The 19,514-nt window shown below is 70.5% G+C and carries 15 protein-coding genes; 5 read left to right on the forward strand and 10 right to left on the reverse strand.

Features of this window, described 5'->3' with window-relative positions; translation table 11 throughout:
- Nucleotides 1–13 precede the first annotated feature (13 nt).
- The 10 genes from P696_RS45615 to P696_RS0115020 form a co-directional block, all read right to left on the reverse strand.
- Nucleotides 14–820 (reverse strand): FKBP-type peptidyl-prolyl cis-trans isomerase, encoded by an 807-nt coding sequence (locus P696_RS45615; RefSeq protein WP_211245756.1) that lies wholly within the window; start codon nucleotides 818–820, stop codon nucleotides 14–16.
- A 295-nt stretch (nucleotides 821–1,115) separates the two neighbouring features.
- A complete protein-coding gene (pafA, locus tag P696_RS0114980; RefSeq protein ID WP_026412979.1) occupies nucleotides 1,116–2,474 on the reverse strand; it encodes a Pup--protein ligase in 1,359 nt (452 codons plus the stop codon).
- A 185-nt stretch (nucleotides 2,475–2,659) separates the two neighbouring features.
- On the reverse strand, nucleotides 2,660–3,391 hold the full coding sequence (prcA, locus tag P696_RS0114985; protein ID WP_026412980.1) for a proteasome subunit alpha: 732 nt from the start codon (nucleotides 3,389–3,391) through the stop codon (nucleotides 2,660–2,662).
- Nucleotides 3,392–3,412: 21 nt separating this feature from the next.
- The gene (gene prcB / locus P696_RS0114990) at nucleotides 3,413–4,261 is read right to left on the reverse strand and encodes a proteasome subunit beta (RefSeq protein ID WP_026412981.1); all 849 of its coding nucleotides are present in this window, start codon (nucleotides 4,259–4,261) and stop codon (nucleotides 3,413–3,415) included.
- 231 nt (nucleotides 4,262–4,492) lie between these two features.
- A complete protein-coding gene (locus tag P696_RS57435) occupies nucleotides 4,493–5,665 on the reverse strand; it encodes an endonuclease VII domain-containing protein (RefSeq protein ID WP_211245757.1) in 1,173 nt (390 codons plus the stop codon).
- A 133-nt stretch (nucleotides 5,666–5,798) separates the two neighbouring features.
- Entirely contained in the window at nucleotides 5,799–6,008 is a 210-nt protein-coding gene (locus P696_RS0115000) for a ubiquitin-like protein Pup (RefSeq protein ID WP_026412982.1), read from the reverse strand.
- A gap of 264 nt (nucleotides 6,009–6,272) precedes the next feature.
- Nucleotides 6,273–7,790: a depupylase/deamidase Dop gene (gene dop / locus P696_RS0115005; RefSeq protein ID WP_084337538.1), complete on the reverse strand. Its 1,518-nt coding sequence runs from the start codon at nucleotides 7,788–7,790 to the stop codon at nucleotides 6,273–6,275.
- 199 nt (nucleotides 7,791–7,989) lie between these two features.
- Nucleotides 7,990–9,753, reverse strand: coding sequence for a proteasome ATPase (gene arc, locus P696_RS0115010; protein ID WP_026412984.1), 1,764 nt, complete (start codon nucleotides 9,751–9,753; stop codon nucleotides 7,990–7,992).
- Between the two features lie 282 nt (nucleotides 9,754–10,035).
- Nucleotides 10,036–11,022, reverse strand: coding sequence for a tRNA (adenine-N1)-methyltransferase (locus tag P696_RS0115015; protein ID WP_157429718.1), 987 nt, complete (start codon nucleotides 11,020–11,022; stop codon nucleotides 10,036–10,038).
- 88 nt (nucleotides 11,023–11,110) lie between these two features.
- Nucleotides 11,111–12,505: a site-2 protease family protein gene (locus tag P696_RS0115020; protein ID WP_342669017.1), complete on the reverse strand. Its 1,395-nt coding sequence runs from the start codon at nucleotides 12,503–12,505 to the stop codon at nucleotides 11,111–11,113.
- Between the two features lie 88 nt (nucleotides 12,506–12,593).
- Between P696_RS0115020 and P696_RS45630 the strand changes: the two genes are divergently transcribed.
- The 5 genes from P696_RS45630 (at nucleotide 12,594) to P696_RS0115045 (ending at nucleotide 19,432) form a co-directional block, all read left to right on the forward strand.
- On the forward strand, nucleotides 12,594–13,592 hold the full coding sequence (locus P696_RS45630) for a RecB family exonuclease (protein WP_084337587.1): 999 nt from the start codon (nucleotides 12,594–12,596) through the stop codon (nucleotides 13,590–13,592).
- Between the two features lie 214 nt (nucleotides 13,593–13,806).
- A complete protein-coding gene (locus P696_RS0115030) occupies nucleotides 13,807–15,024 on the forward strand; it encodes a sensor histidine kinase (RefSeq protein ID WP_026412987.1) in 1,218 nt (405 codons plus the stop codon).
- Nucleotides 15,025–15,079: 55 nt separating this feature from the next.
- Nucleotides 15,080–15,760 (forward strand): response regulator, encoded by a 681-nt coding sequence (locus P696_RS0115035; protein WP_034484997.1) that lies wholly within the window; start codon nucleotides 15,080–15,082, stop codon nucleotides 15,758–15,760.
- A gap of 373 nt (nucleotides 15,761–16,133) precedes the next feature.
- Nucleotides 16,134–16,928 carry an ABC transporter ATP-binding protein gene (locus P696_RS0115040; RefSeq protein ID WP_026412989.1) on the forward strand — a complete coding sequence of 265 codons (795 nt, stop codon included), beginning with the start codon at nucleotides 16,134–16,136 and terminating at the stop codon, nucleotides 16,926–16,928.
- The gene (locus P696_RS0115045; protein ID WP_245627669.1) at nucleotides 16,925–19,432 is read left to right on the forward strand and encodes an ABC transporter permease; all 2,508 of its coding nucleotides are present in this window, start codon (nucleotides 16,925–16,927) and stop codon (nucleotides 19,430–19,432) included. The genes P696_RS0115040 and P696_RS0115045 overlap by 4 nt, the downstream gene beginning before the upstream one ends.
- Nucleotides 19,433–19,514 lie beyond the last annotated feature (82 nt).

A 19,514-nucleotide genomic window follows, 5' to 3' on the forward strand; every position in this document is an offset into this window, starting at 1 on the left:
GCGCCCGCGCCCCTCAGAACGCCCCGAGGACGTCGACCACGAACACCAGGCTGTCGTCCGCGCGGATCCCCGCCTGCGGCAGCCCGCCCAGCGGCTTGTACGCCAGGTCCGGCGGGACGACCAGCAGCAACCGGCTCCCCACCTTCCGCCCCACCAGCGCCTGGTCCCAGCCCTTGATCACCTGGCCGGTCCCGATCGTCACCGCGTGCGGATGCCTCCCCGTCCAGGACGAGTCGAACTCCTTGCCGTTCCGCCAGAACACACCCTTGTACTGCAACGCCAGCAACTGGCCCTTGCCGACCACCGGGCCGTCCCCCTGCACCAGCGTCCGCACCTGCAGCGACTTCGGCGCGGGCCGCTTCGGCACCGTGATCGACGGCGCCTGCCCCGCGCCCCCGTCCCCCACCTGCGGCAACGACGCGTCGTTCACCGGCTGGCTCTTCCCCCGCGCCATCGCCGACGGCCCGAACACCCCACGGACGTCCAGCACGTACACCAGCGTGTCGTCCGGGCCGATCTGCCTGCCCTGGTCCCCCGCGTCCCCGTACCCCTGCTTCGGCGGGATCTTCGCGACGACCCGCGACCCCGGACGCGCCCCCTCGAACGCCTTCGCCAGCCCCGGCACGATGTCCCACGTCGGGAACGCCTCCGGCTGCCCCGTCAGGTAACTCGACGCCAGCAGCTTGCTGCCGTCCTTGCTCCACCGGTAGCCCACATAGTCCGCGACCACCAGATCGCCCTTGCGCGCCCCCTGCCCCCTCCCCTTGGCGAGGGTCCTCGTCGCGAACCCGTCCTTCGGCGTCCCCTTCGGAATCTTCACCTCAGGACGCTGCCCCGCCGACCCCTTCACCGACACCTGCACGTCCGACCCGCCACACCCGGCGGCCAGGAACAACGGAACGGCCAACACCACGGCCGCGGACACGGCGGAAACACGACGACGCATACAGGAGGTCCTTCACGGGGGCGTCACGACATCCAGACTGGCCGCTCACCCTACCGGCCGGTCACCTCCCGGCAAGCGCCAGCTCACCCCACACGCCATCCACCCCGGAAAACCGAACGGCCCGCGGGCCGGCCTCCCAGCCGAACCCACGAGCCGCCCGCGACCGCCGTCACATACCGGCGATCAACTTGTCCACACGCTCGTCCACCGAACGGAACGGATCCTTGCACAGCACCGTCCGCTGCGCCTGGTCGTTCAACTTCAGATGCACCCAGTCCACCGTGAAGTCACGCCGCTTCTCCTGCGCCCGCCGGATGAACTCCCCGCGCAACCGCGCCCGCGTCGTCTGCGGCGGCACCGACTTCGCCTCGAAGATCTCCACATCGCGCGCCACCCGCGCCACCGACCCCCGCTTCTCCAGCAGGTAGTACAGGCCACGCTCCCGGTGCACGTCGTGGTACGCCAGATCCAGCTGCGCCACCCGCGGCGAACTCAACGGCAGATCGTACTTCCGCCGGTACCGCTCGATCAGCTTGTACTTCGTCACCCAGTCGATCTCCCGGCCGACCAGGTCCAGATCGCCCGTCTCCACCGCACGCAGCGTCCGCTCCCACAGGTCCAGCACCCGCTTGGCCACCGGATCGCCGCCACGCCGGTCCACGAAGTCCTTCGCCTTCCCGAAGTACTCCTTCTGGATCTCCAGCGAACTCGCCTCCCGGCCGTTCGCCAGCCGCACCTTCCGCCGGCCCGTCATGTCATGACTGACCTCACGGATCGCCCGGATCGGATTCTCCAGCGTCAGATCCCGCATCACCACGCCGGCCTCGACCATCCGCAGCACCAGGTCCGTCGCGCCCACCTTCAGCAGCATCGTCGACTCGGACATGTTCGAGTCCCCGACGATCACGTGCAGACGGCGGAACCGCTCGGCGTCCGCGTGCGGCTCGTCCCGCGTGTTGATGATCGGACGCGACCGCGTCGTCGCCGACGACACACCCTCCCAGATGTGCTCCGCCCGCTGCGACACGCAGTACACCGCACCACGCGGCGTCTGCAGCACCTTCCCCGCACCACAGATGATCTGCCGCGTCACCAGGTACGGGATCAGGACGTCCGCCAGCCGCCCGAACTCCCCGTGCCGCCCCACCAGATAGTTCTCGTGGCAGCCATAGGAGTTCCCGGCCGAGTCGGTGTTGTTCTTGAACAGGTAGATGTCGCCGGCGATGCCCTCCTCACGAAGCCGCCGCTCGGCGTCCACGAGAAGCTCCTCGAGGATCCGCTCACCGGCCTTGTCATGCGTCACCAGGTCGACGACGCTGTCGCACTCCGGCGTGGCGTACTCGGGGTGACTGCCCACGTCCAGATAGAGCCGCGCGCCGTTACGGAGGAACACGTTGCTGCTGCGGCCCCACGACACGACCCTGCGGAACAGATAGCGAGCCACCTCGTCCGGTGACAACCGCCGCTGACCGCGGAAGGTGCAGGTGACGCCGTACTCGTTCTCAAGCCCGAAGATGCGCCTGTCCACACAGCGAGCCTATGCGTCCGAACGCCGACTTGGCAGCCTCCACCACCCCTTGATTCCCCGGACCGGACGTGACACCGTCGTTCACCCGACCCGCACCCTTACAATGTAGATCAATTCATGGGCAAGGAAAGAGCCCGCCGCGACAACCCGCGACGGGCCCTCCTCACACCCAACGACGCACCGCGTCAGGACTCCGACGAACCCTCGTCCTCATCCTCCGCGGCCGCCGCACCCGGCTCCTCCGACAACAGCGCCGACACCCGCGCCTCGGCCAGCCGCCGGAACAGACGATGCTCCCGGTTCCGGTCCAGCACCGCCACCTCCAGCGAACGCGCCTCAAGCCGCCGCTCGCTGTCCTGGGCCTCCAGCGAACGCACCGCCACCCGCAACGCCTCCGCCAGCGGCAAGCCCTCCCGGAACCGCTCCTTCAGCGCCTGCGACACCGCGTCCGCCTGACCACCCATCGCCAGGAAGCCGTGCTCGTCCGCCACCGAACCATCGAACGTCAACCGGTAGATCTGGTCCAGATCCGCCGACTCACCGACCTCCGCCACCACGAGCTCCACCTCGTACGGCTTGTTGGTCTCCGTGAAGATCGTCCCCAGCGACTGCGCGTACACGTTCGCCAACCCGCGCGCCGTCACATCCCGGCGGTCGTACTGGTACCCGTTCACATCCGCGTACCGCACACCACCCAGCCGCAGATTCTCGAACTCGTTGTACTTCCCCACCGCCGCGAACGCGATCCGGTCGTAAATCTCACTGATCTTGTGCAACGCCCGCGACGGATTGTCCGCCACGAACAGAATCCCGTCCTCATACTGAAGGACCACCACACTGCGACCACGCGCGATCCCCTTGCGCGCATAGTCCGCCTTGTCCTTCATCTGCTGTTCGGGCGACACGTAGAACGGCATGGACACCGGCCTGCATCCCTTCTATCGCAGCGGGGCGGTCGGACCGCCCGGCGCCTCGTAACGACCCTCCACGACGCTGCGCGCGAGCGCCCCCACCTCGTCCTCGCCCAGCCTCCGGTACCCGTCCGCCGTCACCGACGCCACCACCGGGAAGATCCCCCGCGTCAGATCCGGACCACCCGTCGCCGAATCGTCGTCCGCGGCGTCGTACAACGCCTGCACGCACACCAGCGCCGCGTCCTCCGCCGACAGATCCGCGCGGAACAACTTCTTCATCGAACCCCGCGCGAACGGCGACCCCGAACCGATCGTGTGGAACTCCCGCTCCTCGTACCGGCCGCCCGCCGGATCGTAGGAGAAGATCCGCCCCCGGTCCTCCACCTCGTCGTACCCCGCGAACATCGGCACCACCGCGAGCCCCTGCATCGCCATGCCCAGGTTCCCGCGCACCATCGCCGCGAGCCGGTTCGCCTTGCCCTCGATCGAGAGCGTCCGCCCCTCACGCTTCTCGTAGTGCTCCAGCTCCACCTGGAACAACCGGGTCAGCTCCAGGCCGATCCCCGCCGTCCCGGCGATCGCGATCGCCGAGAACTCGTCCGCCCGGAACACCTTCTCGATGTCCCGCTGCGCGATCACATGCCCGGCGGTCGCCCGCCGGTCCCCCGCCATCACCACACCACCGGGGAACGTCACCGCCACGATCGTCGTCCCGTGCGGGATCTCCTCCGCCCCGGCGGCCACCTGCGGCAGCACCCGCCGCCCCGGCAGCGCGTCCGGCGAGTACGCCCCCAGGAACTCCGTGAACGACGAGGTGTCCGGACTCCCGAACAACCCGGGCAGACGCCCGCCAACCGCATCCTGCGACGCCACGCGACTCCTTCCCTCCAGCACGACACCGGCTCCAGCCCCGCGAACACGACCTCACCGGCGCGGACACCTAGACCCTACTGTTCACGGCGCGCCCACCGCATACCGCGAACACCCCCACCCGCTCCGCCCACGGCGAACCCACACGCCGACGCGCACCGCCTGCCCACACACACCACGGCCGGACGGCCCACACGGACCATCCGGCCACCTCGCCCTGGCCCGGCCCCGGCCTCAACCGGCCCGACCCGCCACCGCCAACGCGAACGGATCAGCGAACGGCCCACCGAAACACCACTCCGCCTCCCACTCCACGTCCCGCAGGGCCTTCCGGAGCCGCACGTCCTCGTCCCGAACCCGCCCCCAGCCGTCCGCCCCGACCCCGGCCGGATCCACATCCGGAAGCGTGAACGACCACCGCACCCCTCCCCCGGCAGCCGCAACCTCCGCGACCAGCGAGCCCTCCAGATAAGCCGCCGCCCGCCGAATCACACCCGGATCGTCCCCGAGCAGCCCCATCCCGGTGTTGCACCCGAGACACAGCGCACCCCGAACCGCTCCAGAGTCGTGACAGTGATCGATGTGCTCAGGCTCCCGATCACTACAGATCGCGCACAGCCCCTTCTGGAGGGCGACCAGCGAGTCCGCCTCCGCCTCGGTCAGGCCGTACTTCTCCCGCAGCTTGTAGTGCCGAGCCGACCCCAGCACGGACGCGCGGCGCACCCCGCGCATCATCTCCAGATGCCGACGCGACCGCCCGGTGATCGTCGTGGCGTCGAACTCGAGCCACAACCTGCGCGCGTGGGAACCGCGTCCCTCCAGGTAGTCGGCGGCCTCCGCCAAGCGCCAGACCTCGTCCTCGAACTGCCCCAAGGCGTTGTTGCACTTGAAGCACAACATGCCCCGAACCCGCCCCGCGCCATGGTCGTGGTCCACATGCGACGCGGGCTCGCACAGGCAGATCACACAGATACCGCCCTGCGCGGCGAGGATCGCGTCGGCCTCCTGCTCGGTGATGCCGTATCGCAGCTTGAGCAGATAGTTCCGCGCGCTGCCGTGCTTCCGATCGCGGTTCTCCGTGACGACCCGGCCGTGACAGGGATTGCAGTAGGTGCCGAATCCGGACTTTTTGGTTCGGTTACGAGGAAACTCCTCGACCGGCTTGACCTCTTCGCAGCGAGGGCAGTACTTCGTACCCTCGGGAACTGAGCGGCGCTTACGGTAGGGCTTCACCTGAGCGCCCTGAACCGCCCGCCTGCCGCGATAGCAGCCCGCGTTCCGGAGCCCGAAGCACTCCTTGCAGTAGAGGGCGAGTCCGTCCGGCGAGGCCTTGCGCTTCCAGAACTCCGTGACGGGCCTCATCCGCCCACAGTCGCGGCATTCCTTGAAATTGGTCACCACACCCACCCACCCCCGGGCGCCCCCGGACTCGAAGGCGCGTACCTAATCCCGCGGAATTCCGAGACCGACAGTACACGCGTTCGACGACATCCGTTACACCGTTCGAATCACCGGTGATTTATGATGTCCGATTTGCCCATCATTGTCCGCCCTTCTGGATGAATCCACGGACAAATTCCTCTGCATTCTCTTCGAGTACTTCGTCGATTTCGTCCAGAATTGCGTCGACATCGTCGGAAAGCTTTTCCTGCCGGTCCTGGACGTCGCTCTCAGGGGCCGCCTGGGTCTCCTCGACCTCTTCGGTGCGGTGGGTGGTCTGCTTCTGACCGCCGGTGTCCTTCGTGGCCATGTCCCGTACCTCCACTCTGCCGGTTCCCCCAACCCTATCCCCGATCACTGGCGGCGAGCGGGCACCGACGCCCAGGTCAGACCGGGCGGCCGGCGCGGGGGGCCTGGTGGGGTTATCGCCCGTCCGGCAACCACTGAAACGGGCATACCGGTCACGAATCCGCGTCGGCCGGAGGCGTTCCGTGACATCGTGCACGTGGGGTTCCGGCGCAGACGAAAAGGCCCTCCCGGACATCGTCCCGGGAGGGCCTTTCGTGCGGTTCGGTCAGCGGTGTCCGGTGAGGGTCGCGACGAGGTCGGCGGCGGTGCGGCAGCGGTCCAGCAGGCCGCCCACGTGCTGCCTGGTGCCGCGGAGCGGTTCCAGGGTGGGGACGCGCTGGAGGGACTCGCGGCCGGGGACGTCGAAGATGACCGAGTCCCAGGAGGCGGCGGCGACGGAGTCGGCGTACTGGCGGAGGCAGCGGCCGCGGAAGTAGGCGCGGGTGTCCTCGGGGGGCTCGTCGACGGCGCGCCGGATCTGGTCCTCGGTGACGAGGTGCTCCATGCGTCCGCGGGAGGCGAGGCGGTTGTAGAGGCCCTTGCCGGGACGGATGTCGGTGTACTGGAGGTCGACGAGCTGGAGGCGGGGGTGGGACCAGTCGAGGCCGTCGCGGTTGCGGTAGCCCTCGAGGAGTTCGAGTTTGGCGACCCAGTCGAGTTCGCGGGACAGCTGCATGGGGTCGTCGCCGAGGCGGTGCAGGACCGATTCCCAGCGGTCGAGGACGTCCTTGGTCATGTCGTCGACGTCGGCGCCGAAGCGGTCCTCGACGTACTTGCGGGACTGTTCGAGGTACTCCATCTGGAGCTGGACGGCGGTCATCTTGCGGCCGTCGCGGAGGGTGAGGAGGTGTTTGCAGGTGGGGTCGTGGGAGATGGCGCGGAGCGCCGCGACGGGCATGTCGACGGAGAGGTCGACGGTGAGGAAGCCGTCCTCGATCATGGCGAGGACGAGGGCGGTGGTGCCGAGCTTGAGGTAGGTGGAGATCTCGCTCATGTTGGCGTCGCCGATGATGACGTGGAGGCGCCGGTACTTCTCGGGGTCGGCGTGGGGTTCGTCGCGGGTGTTGATGATGGGGCGTTTGAGGGTGGTCTCGAGGCCGACCTCGACCTCGAAGAAGTCGGCGCGCTGGCTGATCTGGAAGCCGTCGCCGCGGCCGTCGACGCCGATGCCGACGCGGCCGGCGCCGGTGACGACCTGGCGGGAGACGAAGAAGGGGGTGAGGTGCCGGACGATGTCGGCGAAGGGGGTCTCCCGTTTCATGAGGTAGTTCTCGTGGCAGCCGTAGGAGGCGCCCTTGTTGTCGGTGTTGTTCTTGTAGAGCTGGATGGGGTGGGTGCCGGGGACGAGGCCGGCGCGGTGCGCGGCGTCGGCCATGACGCGTTCTCCGGCCTTGTCCCAGATGACGGCGTCGAGGGGGTTGGTGGTCTCGGGTGCGGAGTACTCGGGGTGGGCGTGGTCGACGTAGAGCCGGGCGCCGTTGGTGAGGATGACGTTGGCGAGGCCGAGGTCCTCGTCGGTGAGCTGGGTGGGGTCGGCGACCTCGCGGGCGAGGTCGAAGCCGCGGGCGTCGCGGAGGGGGTTCTCCTCCTCGAAGTCCCAGCGTGCTCTTCTGGCTCGTGCCGCCGATGCCGCGAGGTAGGCGTTGACGACCTGGCTGGAGGTCACCATCGCGTTGGCCCCTGGTTGGCCGGGTACGGAGATGCCGTACTCGGTCTCGATGCCCATCACCCGCCGAACACTCATATCGTCGAGCCTATCGGGGTGGGCGGGGTGGAGCCATGGGGCCGGGGTCCGGTGTTGCGGTGTGGTGGGTTTCGGACACGCCGGGCCGGGGGCGGCGGGTGGGCTGTGGGCGTGTCGTGGGCGTGCTGGGGGTGGACGCGCCGACGGCGCGGGCCCCGGGTGGGGTCCGCGCCGTCGGTGTGGGTCGTGCGTGCGGGTGTTACAGGTACTGGCCGGTGTTGGCGACGGTGTCGATGGAGCGTCCGGCCTCGGCGCCCTGTTTTCCGGAGACGAGGGTGCGGATGTAGACGATCCGTTCGCCCTTCTTTCCGGAGATGCGGGCCCAGTCGTCGGGGTTGGTGGTGTTGGGCAGGTCCTCGTTCTCGCTGAACTCGTCGACGCAGGCGGCGAGGAGGTGGGCGACGCGGAGGCCCTTCTGGCCGGTGTCGAGGAATTGCTTGATGGCCATTTTCTTGGCCCGGTCGACGATGTTCTGGATCATGGCGCCGGAGTTGAAGTCCTTGAAGTAGAGGACTTCCTTGTCGCCGTTGGCGTAGGTGACCTCGAGGAAGCGGTTCTCCTCGCTTTCGGTGTACATCCGTTCGACGACGCGCTGGATCATGGCCTCGACGGTGGCGGCGGGGCTGTCGCCGTGTTCGGCGCGGTCGTCGGGGTGGAGCGGGAGGCCGGGGAGGATGTACTTGGAGAAGATGTCCTTGGCGGCTTCGGCGTCGGGGCGTTCGATCTTGATTTTGACGTCGAGGCGGCCGGGCCGCAGGATCGCGGGGTCGATCATGTCCTCGCGGTTGGAGGCGCCGATGACGATGACGTTCTCCAGGCCCTCGACGCCGTCGATCTCGCTGAGGAGCTGGGGGACGATGGTGTTCTCGACGTCGGAGGAGACGCCGGATCCGCGGGTGCGGAAGATGGAGTCCATCTCGTCGAAGAAGACGATGACGGGGGTTCCGGCGGAGGCCTTCTCGCGGGCTCGTTGGAAGACGAGCCGGATGTGGCGTTCGGTCTCGCCGACGTATTTGTTGAGGAGTTCGGGGCCCTTGATGTTGAGGAAGAAGCTCTTCCCCTCCTGGCCGGTCTTGTCGGCGACCTGTTTGGCGAGGGAGTTCGCGACGGCCTTGGCGATGAGGGTCTTGCCGCATCCGGGGGGGCCGTAGAGCAGGACGCCCTTGGGGGGCCGGAGGTGGTGTTCGCGGAAGAGGTCGGCGTGCAGGTAGGGCAGTTCGACCGCGTCGCGGATCTGTTCGATCTGGGGTCCGAGTCCGCCGATCTCCTCGTAGGAGATGTCGGGGACCTCTTCGAGGACGAGTTCTTCGACCTCGGCCTTGTGGATCTTCTCGTAGGCGTATCCGCTGCGGGTTTCGAGCATGAGGGAGTCGCCCGGGCGGAGCGGGACGCCGCGGAGGGGTTCGGCGAGTTTGATGACGCGTTCCTCGTCGGCGTGCGCGATGACGAGGGCGCGTTCTCCGTCGTCGAAGAGTTCCTTGAGCATGACGACTTCGCCCTGCTCTTCGAATTCGAGGGCCTCGACGACGTTGAGGGCCTCGTTGAGCATCACTTCCTGGCCGCGTTGGAGTTCGTCGACTTCCACCGCGGGGCTGACGTTGACGCGCAGTTTGCGTCCGCCGGTGAAGATGTCGACGGTTCCGTCGTCGCGGGCTTCGAGGAAGACGCCGAATCCGGATGGTGGTTGTGCCAGCCGGTCGACCTCCTCCTTGAGGGCCACGATCTGTTCGCGGGCCTCCTTGAGGGTCGCCACGAGTCGTTCGTTCTGGCCTGTCACGGCGGCCAGGTTGGCCTGTGCCTCGTGGAGACGTTCTTCCAGTACCCGTACTTGGCGCGGGGATTCCGCGAGCTTGCGGCGCAGCACGGAGATCTCCTCCTCAAGGAAGGACACCTGCGTCTGGAGGTCTCGTACCTCCTTTTCGTGCTGCGCCTTGCGCGCCCCAGCTTCGTCACGAGCGGCCACGCCCCGTCACCTCCTCACGAAGAGCCGACGACCTACTGAGACCCTACCTATCTGGAGGGCTTCCGTAACCTGCCCATTCGGTGTTCGTGTCGTGCCGGCGTCTTCCGGGTGGGGGCGTGCCGGGGGCGGGGCGGGGCGGTGGCGGCGAGGGTGCGCGGCGGCGGGGGCGGCTTGGAGGGTGCTTGGGAGCGTGTTTGCCGAGTTCGGCGGGTGTGGCGGTGGGGGTGGGCGTGTCGGGTGGGGGGTGGGTGCCGGGCGGGCCGCCGGTGATCGGATTGTGATCTAGGACTCGCCGTCGCCGGGCGTGGCGGGGGCGGTGTCCGCGGCGGGGGCGCCGTCGGTGGCCGGGGCGGTGGCGGTGTCGGGCTGGGCGCCCTTGGCGGGGCGGCGGCGGCGCAGGGGCGGGGTGACGCCGTCGGCGAGGCGGCGGGCGGTGACGAGGAAGCCGGTGTGGCCGATCATGCGGTGGTCGGGGCGGACGGCGAGGCCCTCGACGTGCCAGGAGCGGAGCATGGTCTCGAAGGCGTAGGGCTCGGCGAAGGCGCCGTGGCCGCGGAGTTCCTCGACGATGCGGGACATCTGGGTGGTGGTGGCGATGTAGGCGCAGACGAGGCCGCCGGGGACGAGGGCCTTGGCGACGGCGTCGACGGTCTCCCAGGGGGCGAGCATGTCGAGGACGACGCGGTCGACCTCGGTCTCGGTGAGGGAGTCCTCGAGGGAGCCGACGGTGAGCTTCCAGGACGGGTGGGGGCCGCCGAAGAACTTCTCGACGTTGGCGCGGGCGATGTCGGCGAAGTCGGGGCGTCGTTCGTAGGAGGAGAGGAGGCCGTGTTCGCCGACGGCGCGGAGGAGGAAGCAGGAGAGGGCGCCGGATCCGGCGCCGGCCTCGATGACGCGGGCGCCGGGGAAGATGTCGGCCTGGGCGACGATCTGGGCGGCGTCCTTGGGGTAGACGACGGCGGCGCCGCGGGGCATGCGGACGGCGAAGTCGGACAGCAGGGGGCGGAAGGCGAGGTATTCGACGCCGCCGCTGGAGCGGAAGACGGTGCCTTCGTGGCTGCCGATGATCGTGTCGTGTTCGATGCTGCCCTTGTGGGAGTGGTACTGCTTCCCGGGCTGGAGGGTGATGGTGTTGATGCGGCCCTTGGGGTCGGTGAGCTGAACCTGGTCGCCGGGGCGGAAGGGGCCGTGCGGGATCCGGCCGGTGGCCGGGGCCTGCGCGGGGGTGGTGCTGGTGTCGCCGGAGGTCGGCGGCGTGGGTTCGCTCATGGGTGTCAAGGCTAGCGGGCCTGCGGGACCGCTCGGAGCGTCCGGGTGGGGTTCCGGGGAGCGCGGCCGGGGGCGCTTGCGGGGTGGGTCAGATTCCGGCGAAGGCGCGGTCGACGTCGGCGATGGAGAGGACGCCGTAGACGCCGCCGTCGGGTTCGAGGAGCAGGTACTCGGTGGCGGGGGCGCGGCGGAGGGCGTTGATCAGGGCCTCGCCGACGAGGTCGGCGGAGAGGGACAGGTCGGGTTCGAGGCCGCGGGAGAGGTCGCCGACGGTGACCCAGGGGCGGCGCTGTTCGGGGGTGGCGTTGACGGCCTTCTCGCTGACCAGGCCGAGGGGGCGGCCGTCGTGGTCGGTGACGACCAGGGCGCCGGCCTGGGCCTCGTGGGCGCGGCGGACGGCCTCGGCGAGGGGGGTGTCGGTGGTGACGAGGGTGGCGCGGCGGGCGAGGCGGCGCGCGGACAGCAGGGGGATGCGGTCGCGGACGCGTTCGGCGCGCAGGGCGTGGGTGGCGCCGATCCAGATGGTGGAGGCGACCATGGCGGACCAGAGCAGGGCGAGCCAGCCGAAGCCGCGTCCGGGCAGGGTGGCGAGCCAGACGCCGGTGAGCAGGCAGGCGGCGGCGACGGCGCGGCCGATCCAGGCGGCGGCGACGGCTCCGCTGCGGGCGTGTCCTGTGATCTTCCAGACGGCGGCGCGGACGAGGCGTCCGCCGTCCAGGGGGAGGCCGGGCAGGAGGTTGAAGGCGCCGACGAGGAGGTTGGCGATGGTGAGGGCGTCGACGAGGAGTCCGGCGACGGGCGGGAGCGGGAGCAGGTAGTGGGCGGCGAGGCCGAGGGCGGCGAGGACGAAGTTGACCAGGGGGCCGGCGAAGGCGATGAGGAACTCGCGGCCGGGGGTGGGGGCCTCGCGTCCGATGGCGGTCTCGCCGCCGAGGATGTTGAGGGTGACGGAGCGGACGGGGAGTCCGAGGGCCCGGGCGGTGACGGCGTGGCTGAGTTCGTGGACGAACACCGAGCCGTAGAGCAGGAGGGCGTAGGTGAACGCGACGAGGTAGCTGGCGGGGCGTCCGAGGGCGTCGTTGACCTGGCCTTCGAACATGATGGTGACGAGCAGCGCGATGGGGAACCAGCTGGGCGAGACGTAGACGGGGACGCCGAAGGGGCGTCCCATGGGGATGCCGGGCGGGCGGGGCGTGGGCGGCTGGTCTCGGGGGTCGTCGCCGGAGGGCGGTTCCGAGGGGCCGGACGCGCCGGCGGAGCCGCTGGACCGGCTTCCGGGGTCTGCGGGGCCGTGGGACGGCGCGTCACCGGGGCCGCCGGGCGGGGTGCCGCCGGAGCGGCCCGCCTCGGGGCCCGCCGGGCCGTCGGCCTTGGGGGCCGGGGCGTCGGCCGGGGCGGCGGCGGGGCGGCCGTCGGGGTCTCCGGAGGATCCGGAGCCGGTGGGGCCGGTGTCGCCGTCGGTCACGGGTGCGCTGTCAGTCACGTTGTCGATGCTACGGCCCCGGGGCGGGGGTTCCGCTCCCCCGGTCGGTGCGGGATTTCGTCGGCGGGGTCGCCTACGCTTGCTGGGCATGACGACGACCGGGGCCGAGAGCGGGACGACGAGCGCGGCGGGGACGGCTGACGGGGCGGTGCCGGAGGCGGCGCGGGCCGGGGCGCCGGAGGGGGCGCGTGCGGGGGCCGCGGACGGGCCGGCGGGGGCGGTCGATCCCGAGGTGACGGGGTCGCTGTCGCCGTCGCGGGCGGGCGATTTCATGACGTGCCCGCTGCTGTACCGGTTCCGGGTGATCGACAAGATCCCGGAGAAGCCGAGTCCGGCGGCGGTGCGGGGGACGCTGGTGCACGCGGTGCTGGAGCGGCTGTACGACCTGCCGACGGCGGGCCGCACGCCGGCGGCGGCGCTGGAGCTGCTGGGGCCGGAGTGGGAGCGGCTGTGCGAGGAGAAGCCGGAGCTGCTGGGCCTGTTCGAGGCGGACGCGGAGGGCGTCGCGGAGCGGGAGGGCTGGCTGGCGGAGGCGCGGCGGATGGTGGAGTCGTACTTCTCGCTGGAGGATCCGCGGCGGCTCGAGCCGGCCGAGCGGGAGCTGTTCGTGGAGACGGTGCTCGGGTCGGGGTTGCGGCTCCGGGGGTACATCGACCGGCTGGACGTGGCGCCGACGGGTGAGATCCGGATCGTGGACTACAAGACGGGGTCGGCGCCGCGGGCGGAGTTCGAGGCGCGGGCGTTGTTCCAGATGAAGTTCTACGCGCTGGTGCTGTGGCGGCTGCGGGGTGAGGTGCCGCGGTTGCTGCAGTTGATGTACCTGAAGAACGGGGAGGTTCTGCGGTACGCCCCGGACGAGGCGGATCTGCGGGCGACGGAGCGGAAGGTGGAGGCGCTGTGGCTGGCGATCCGGCGGGCGACGGAGTCGGGTGAGTGGCGTCCTCGTCCGTCGCGGTTGTGCGACTGGTGTGATCATCAGCAGCGGTGTCCGGAGTTCGGGGGGACGCCGCCGCCGTTGCCGACGGGGCCGGTGAAGCGGCGGGACGCGGTGGTGCCGGAGCCGTCGCCGGGCCTCGACGACCTCTGAGTCCGGGGCGTGGGCCCGGACCGGGCGTTCCCAGCCCCTGGTTGGCGCGGTCCCGCCGCGCCGCCGGGGGCTGCGTTCTTGGGCTCTGAGCTCCGCGGACGCGGTGTCTGAGCCTCGCGGAGTGCGCGGGCGTGGCGTTCCTCCTTCTTGGGGAGGAGTGCGGATCGCCGCTCAGGAGGGCAAGGGACCTGGCGTGACCTCCTAGGGTTGAGGCGTGTCACCCCGCATCCGTGGTCTTCGCACCTTCCGTGCCTGGTTGGCGGCGCGGCCGCAGGCGGCCGACGCCGTGCTGGCGCTCGCGCTGCTGGCGGTGGGGCTGCCGGAGCTGTTCCTGGGGGATCGTTCCTCCCCGGATGCCCAGTTGTTCGCCGCGCCGGACGCGCGGCAGGCGGTGGTGGTGGCGGCGATGACGTCGGCGCTGGTGTTGCGGCAGCGGTTCCCGTTGACGACGCTGTGGATCGTCCTGGCCGGGGAGTTCCTGCTGTCGGCATGGCAGTACCTGCCGTCCGTCCCGGATTCGGTGTCGTTCATGGTCGCGGTGTACAGCGTGGCGGCGCACCGGGCGCTGGCGCACAGCGCGCTGGGCGGTGTGGTGGCGCTGGTCGCGTTCAACGGGCTGCTGATGTCGTTCCCGATGCACCTGTCGCTGCTGGAGTTCCTGACGGACAACGCGCTGGTGGTCGGGGTGTGGGTGCTCGGCCGGAATCTGCGGATGCGGCGGGCGTACTTCACGGAGCTGGAGGACCGGGCGGCGCGGCTGGAGCGGGCGCGGGGGTCGGACGCGCGGGCGGCGCGGATCGAGGAGCGGTCGAGGATCGCGCGGGAGCTGCATGACGTGGTGGCGCACCATGTGAGCGTGATGACGGTGCAGGCGGGGGCGGCGCGGCGGATCATCGACCGGGATCCGGGGGGCGCGCGGGAGGCGATGTCCACGATCGAGGAGGTCGGGCGGACGGCGCTGAGCGAGATGCGGCGGATCGTGGGGGTGCTGCGGACGGACCGGGACGAGCTGGCGCGGGGTGAGCTGGCGCCGCAGCCGGGCCTGGGTGATCTCGGTGAGCTGCTGGACCATGTGCGGGAGACGGGCCTGTCGGTGCAGCTGTGGATCGAGGGTGAGGCGCGGACGCCGTCGCCGGGGGTGGACGTGGCGGCGTTCCGGCTGATCCAGGAGGCGTTGACGAACACGTTGAAGCACGCGGGTCCGCAGGCGCGGGCGTGGGTGCGGTTGCGGTACACGGCGGAGGATCTGACGGTGGAGATCGAGGACGACGGGCGCGGTACGGCGACGATCGTGGCCGACAGTGGGGACAAGCCGGGGCACGGGCTGGTGGGGATGTACGAGCGGGTGGCGTTGTACGGGGGCGAGCTGCGGATCGGGCCGCGGGTCGGCGGGGGTTTCGGGGTGCGGGCCCGGTTCCCGTTGTCGGCGTGACGGCGCGTAGGGTGGCGGGATCGTGGAGCGTGTGGATGGACGGGACGGTGGCGGCGTGAGCACGGTGCGGGTGCTGCTGGTGGACGACCAGCCGTTGCTGCGGACGGGGTTCCGGCTGATCCTTGAGGCCGAGCCCGACCTGGCGGTGGTCGGTGAGGCGGGGGACGGCGCGGCGGCGGTGGAGCTGACGCGGTCGCTGCTGCCGGACGTGGTGCTGATGGACATCCGGATGCCGGGTGTCGACGGGATCGAGGCGACGCGGCGGATCATCCGGGACGGCGCGGCGTCGCATGATCCGCGGGTGCTGATCCTGACGACGTTCGATCTGGACGAGTACGTGATCGAGGCGGTGCGGGCGGGGGCGAGCGGGTTCCTGCTGAAGGACTCGCCGCCGGAGGATCTGGTGCAGGCGATCCGGATCGTGGCGGCGGGTGACGCGATCGTGGCGCCGAGTGTGACGCGGCGGCTGCTGGACCGGTTCGCGACGCGGTTGCCGGCGGTGCGGGACGCCTCTCCCCCGCCGGGGCTGGACACGCTGACCGAGCGGGAGCGCGAGGTGCTGTCGCATGTGGCGCGCGGGCAGTCGAACGCGGAGATCGCCGCCGATCTGGTGGTGAGTGAGACGACGGTGAAGACGCACGTGGGGAACGTCCTGGCGAAGCTGGGGTTGCGGGACCGGGTGCAGGCCGTGGTGTACGCGTACGAGACGGGTATGAGCCGTCCGGGCCAGCAGTAGCCGGTCTGGGTCGGTGGTGGCGTTGCGGAGGGCCTGGTGTGGCACTCCGGGGTCAGGTGGCGGTGCCACCGGGGTGTGAGGGTGGCCGTCCGGGCGGCGGCGGCCGGGGCGTCCGTTTCGTCCTGGGGACGTGACCCTGAGGCGTCCCTGATCGGTTTCCCCGGGGTCCTGCTCCGGGTGGTCTACTCCCCACGGACGAGAGTGGGAGGACGCCTCCTGCCTTGGGTGGAGTCGAAAGTCCGTTCCGTCGGGTCATCCTCTGAAGCGCGGTAACTCCTACTGTTTTCGAGTGGGCCGGGTCACCATTTCTCCCGGTCCGTTCCCCCGGTCGGCGCCCTCGACGGCGCCGCCGCATGACTCAGGAGGAGTTCACGTGACTGATTCCGCCCGCTCGACAAGCGACGCGGTGGCCGCGCCCGGGGCGGGTGACTTCGCCGCGCGGGCGCACCGGATCTCCAAGGTGTACGGCTCGGGCGACGCTCGCGTGATCGCGCTGGACGGGGTGACGGTCGGGATCCCGCGTGGCCGTTTCACCGCCGTCATGGGCCCCTCGGGGTCGGGCAAGTCGACGCTGATGCACTGCATGGCGGGGCTGGACGCGGTGAGCGAGGGCGAGGTGTTCATCGGGGACACCGAGCTGACCCGGCTGCGGGACAAGCAGCTGACGCGGCTGCGCCGCGACAAGATCGGGTTCATCTTCCAGGCGTTCAACCTGGTGCCGACGTTGACGGCGCTGGAGAACATCACGCTGCCGATGGACATCGCGGGGCGCCGCCCGGATCCGGCGTGGCTGGACCGGGTGATCGACACGGTGGGGTTGCGGCCGCGGCTGAAGCACCGTCCGTCGGAGCTGTCGGGCGGCCAGCAGCAGCGGGTGGCGTGCGCGCGGGCGCTGGCGTCCCGCCCGGAGATCATCTTCGCGGACGAGCCGACCGGGAACCTGGACTCGCGGTCCGGCGCGGAGGTGCTGTCGTTCCTGCGGGACTCGGTGCGGGAGATGGGGCAGACGATCGTGATGGTCACCCATGACCCGTCCGCGGCGGCCTACTCCGACCAGGTGCTGTTCCTGACCGACGGTCAGATCGTGGACACGATGCAGCAGCCGACGGCCGAGCGGGTGCTGGAGCGGATGAAGGGCTTCGAGCTGCCGGGGGTCGGCGCGCGATGAGTTCGGTTCCGATGGCGCGGGTGACCCTGCGCAACCTCTCCGCGCACAAGATCAGGCTGGTGCTGACGGCCGTCGCGGTGATCCTCGGCGTGGCGTTCGTGGCGGGGACGCTGGTGTTCACCGACACGATGAACAAGAAGTTCGACGATCTGTTCAACCGGATCGGGAAGAACGTCGCGGTGGACGTCCGGGCCGTGAAGGTGGTCGACTCGGGCGACGGGCAGGACGCGCGCCCGCCGCTGCAGCAGTCGGTGCTGGCGAAGGTGCGGTCGGTGCCGGGCGTGAAGGACCCGGTGGGGACCGTCAACGGGTACGCGGCGCTGGTCGGCAAGGACGGGAAGATCGTCGGGACGGGTCAGAACGGCCCGCCGCAGCTCGGCACGAACTGGACGGGCGACGGGATCGCGCGGCTGGTGTCGGGGCGCGCCCCGGCCGCCGCGGGCGAGGTCGTGCTCGACAAGGCGTCGGCGAAGAAGGCCGGGTTCGGCCTGGGCGACCAGGTGACGGTGGTGGTGAAGTCGGGGCCGCAGCGGGCGACGCTGGTCGGGACCGCCGACATCGGCGACATGATGGGCGCGACGCTCATCGCGTTCGACACCCCGACCGCGCAGAGGCTGCTGCTGAAGCCGGGGTACTTCACCGACATCCGGACGGGTTCGACCGGCCCGGACGAGGCGACGCTGCGGGACCGGGTCGCGAAGGTCCTGCCGTCCGGCACCGAGGCCGTGACGGGCACGAAGCTGCGGGACGAGAACAAGTCCCAGGTGGCGTCGTTCCTGGGGTTCTTCCGGACGTTCCTGCTGGTGTTCGCGCTGATCTCGATCTTCGTGGGCGCGTTCATCATCTTCAACACCTTCTCGATGCTGGTGGCGCAGCGGACGCGTGAGCTGGCGCTGCTGCGGGCGATCGGCGCGGCCCGGACGCAGGTGACGCGGGCGGTGATCGGTGAGGCCGTCGCGGTCGGGTTCGTGGGGTCGACGCTGGGCCTGGCGGCCGGTGTCGGGCTGGCGGAGCTGCTGCAGTCCACGACCGGCGGGGGCGGCGGGCTGACGTTCACGGCGACGCCGGTGATCTGGTCGTACGTGGTCGGGATCGTGGTGACGGTCGTGTCGGCGTACTTCCCGGCGCGGCGCGCGGCGAAGGTGCCGCCGGTCGCGGCGATGCGCGACGACGTGGCGCTGCCGCAGCGGTCGATGCGGATCCGGCTGGCGTTCGGGTCGTTGCTGACGCTGGCGGGCGCGGGGCTGATGGGCCTCGGCCTGTTCGGGCACGCGTCGAACCCGGCGGTGCTGGTCGGCGTGGGCGCGGTCGCGGTGTTCCTCGGTGTGGCGCTGCTCGCGCCGGTGATCAGCAAGCCGGTGGTGCGGGTGCTGGGGTGGCCGTTCGCGCGGCTGCTGCGGACGCCGGGCCGGCTGGCGCGGCAGAACGCGCTGCGGAACCCGCGCAGGACGGCGGCGACGGCGTCCGCGCTGATGATCGGCCTGGCGTTGATCACGGCGGTGAACGTGCTCGGGTCGTCGATGCGGTCGTCGGTGGAGGCGCAGGTCGACAAGCAGTTCGGCGCGGACTACGTGATCGAGCCGACCGGTGCGGGCGGCCTGTCGACGGACCTGGTCGCGAAGGTGAAGGCGACCGGCGGCGTCAGGAGCGCGGGCGCGATGTACTCGGGGAACGCGAAGGTCTCCGGGAAGCGCGTGCGGTACGTGGCCGGTGACACGGCGGAGCTGCTGAGCGGCACCCGCGCGAAGGTCGTGTCGGGGTCGGGGACGTTCGGCCGTGACGGGATGCTGGTCGACGAGGACACCGCGAAGAAGAACTCGCTGTCGGTGGGATCGGCCGTGCCGGTGCTGTTCCCGGACGGGAAGACCGAGACGCTGCGGGTCGGCGGTGTGTACGCGAAGAACCGGTTCCTGGGCGGGCGCGTGATCTCGCAGGGCGCGTACCTGGCGCACACGGCGGATCCGTCCGTCGAGGTGATCATCGTGACCGCGGACAAGGCGGGTTCGGCGACCAAGGACGCGCTGCTGAGGACGTTGTCGGCGCGTCCGGACGTGAAGGTGCAGGACCAGGCGGGCCTGAAGGCCGACGCGCGCAAGCAGGTCGACGGGTTCGTGACGTTCCTGACGATCCTGCTGGTCATGTCGGTGATCATCGCGGCCGTGGGTGTGATCAACACGCTGGCGCTGTCGGTGATCGAGCGGACCCGGGAGATCGGGCTGCTGCGGGCGATCGGGATCAGCCGCAGGCAGCTGCGCCGGATGATCCGCGCCGAGTCCGTGGTGATCGCGGTGTTCGGCGCGGTGCTCGGCATCGGCATCGGGGTGGCGTTCGGGGCCGCGTTCCAGCACGCGCTGCGCAAGCAGGGCCTGAGCGTCCTGTCGATCCCGGTCGGGACGCTGGTGACGTACCTGGTCGTCGCGGTGGTGATCGGCGTCCTGGCGGCGCTGTGGCCCGCGTGGCGCGCCGGCCGGATGGACGTCCTGAAGGCGATCTCCACCGACTGACCCTGGCGGCAGGGGAACAAGAGAGCACGACGAAAGCGACCGGCCCGTACGGAGGGGATCCGTACGGGCCGGTCGCTTTGTG

Origin of the sequence: Actinomadura oligospora ATCC 43269, from assembly GCF_000518265.1 — a bacterium.
GTDB classification, from domain to species: Bacteria; Actinomycetota; Actinomycetes; order Streptosporangiales; family Streptosporangiaceae; genus Spirillospora; species Spirillospora oligospora.

Bases quoted from the DNA above. Each gene is read 5' to 3' on its own strand.
- P696_RS45630 (WP_084337587.1), top strand. From the start codon at position 12,594: ATGACGACGACCGGGGCCGAGAGCGGGACGACGAGCGCGGCGGGGACG.
- prcA (WP_026412980.1), bottom strand. From the start codon at position 3,391: ATGCCGTTCTACGTGTCGCCCGAACAGCAGATGAAGGACAAGGCGGAC.
- P696_RS0115015 (WP_157429718.1), bottom strand. From the start codon at position 11,022: ATGAGCGAACCCACGCCGCCGACCTCCGGCGACACCAGCACCACCCCC.
- P696_RS0115045 (WP_245627669.1), top strand. From the start codon at position 16,925: ATGAGTTCGGTTCCGATGGCGCGGGTGACCCTGCGCAACCTCTCCGCG.
- dop (WP_084337538.1), bottom strand. From the start codon at position 7,790: ATGAGTGTTCGGCGGGTGATGGGCATCGAGACCGAGTACGGCATCTCC.
- P696_RS0115000 (WP_026412982.1), bottom strand. From the start codon at position 6,008: ATGGCCACGAAGGACACCGGCGGTCAGAAGCAGACCACCCACCGCACC.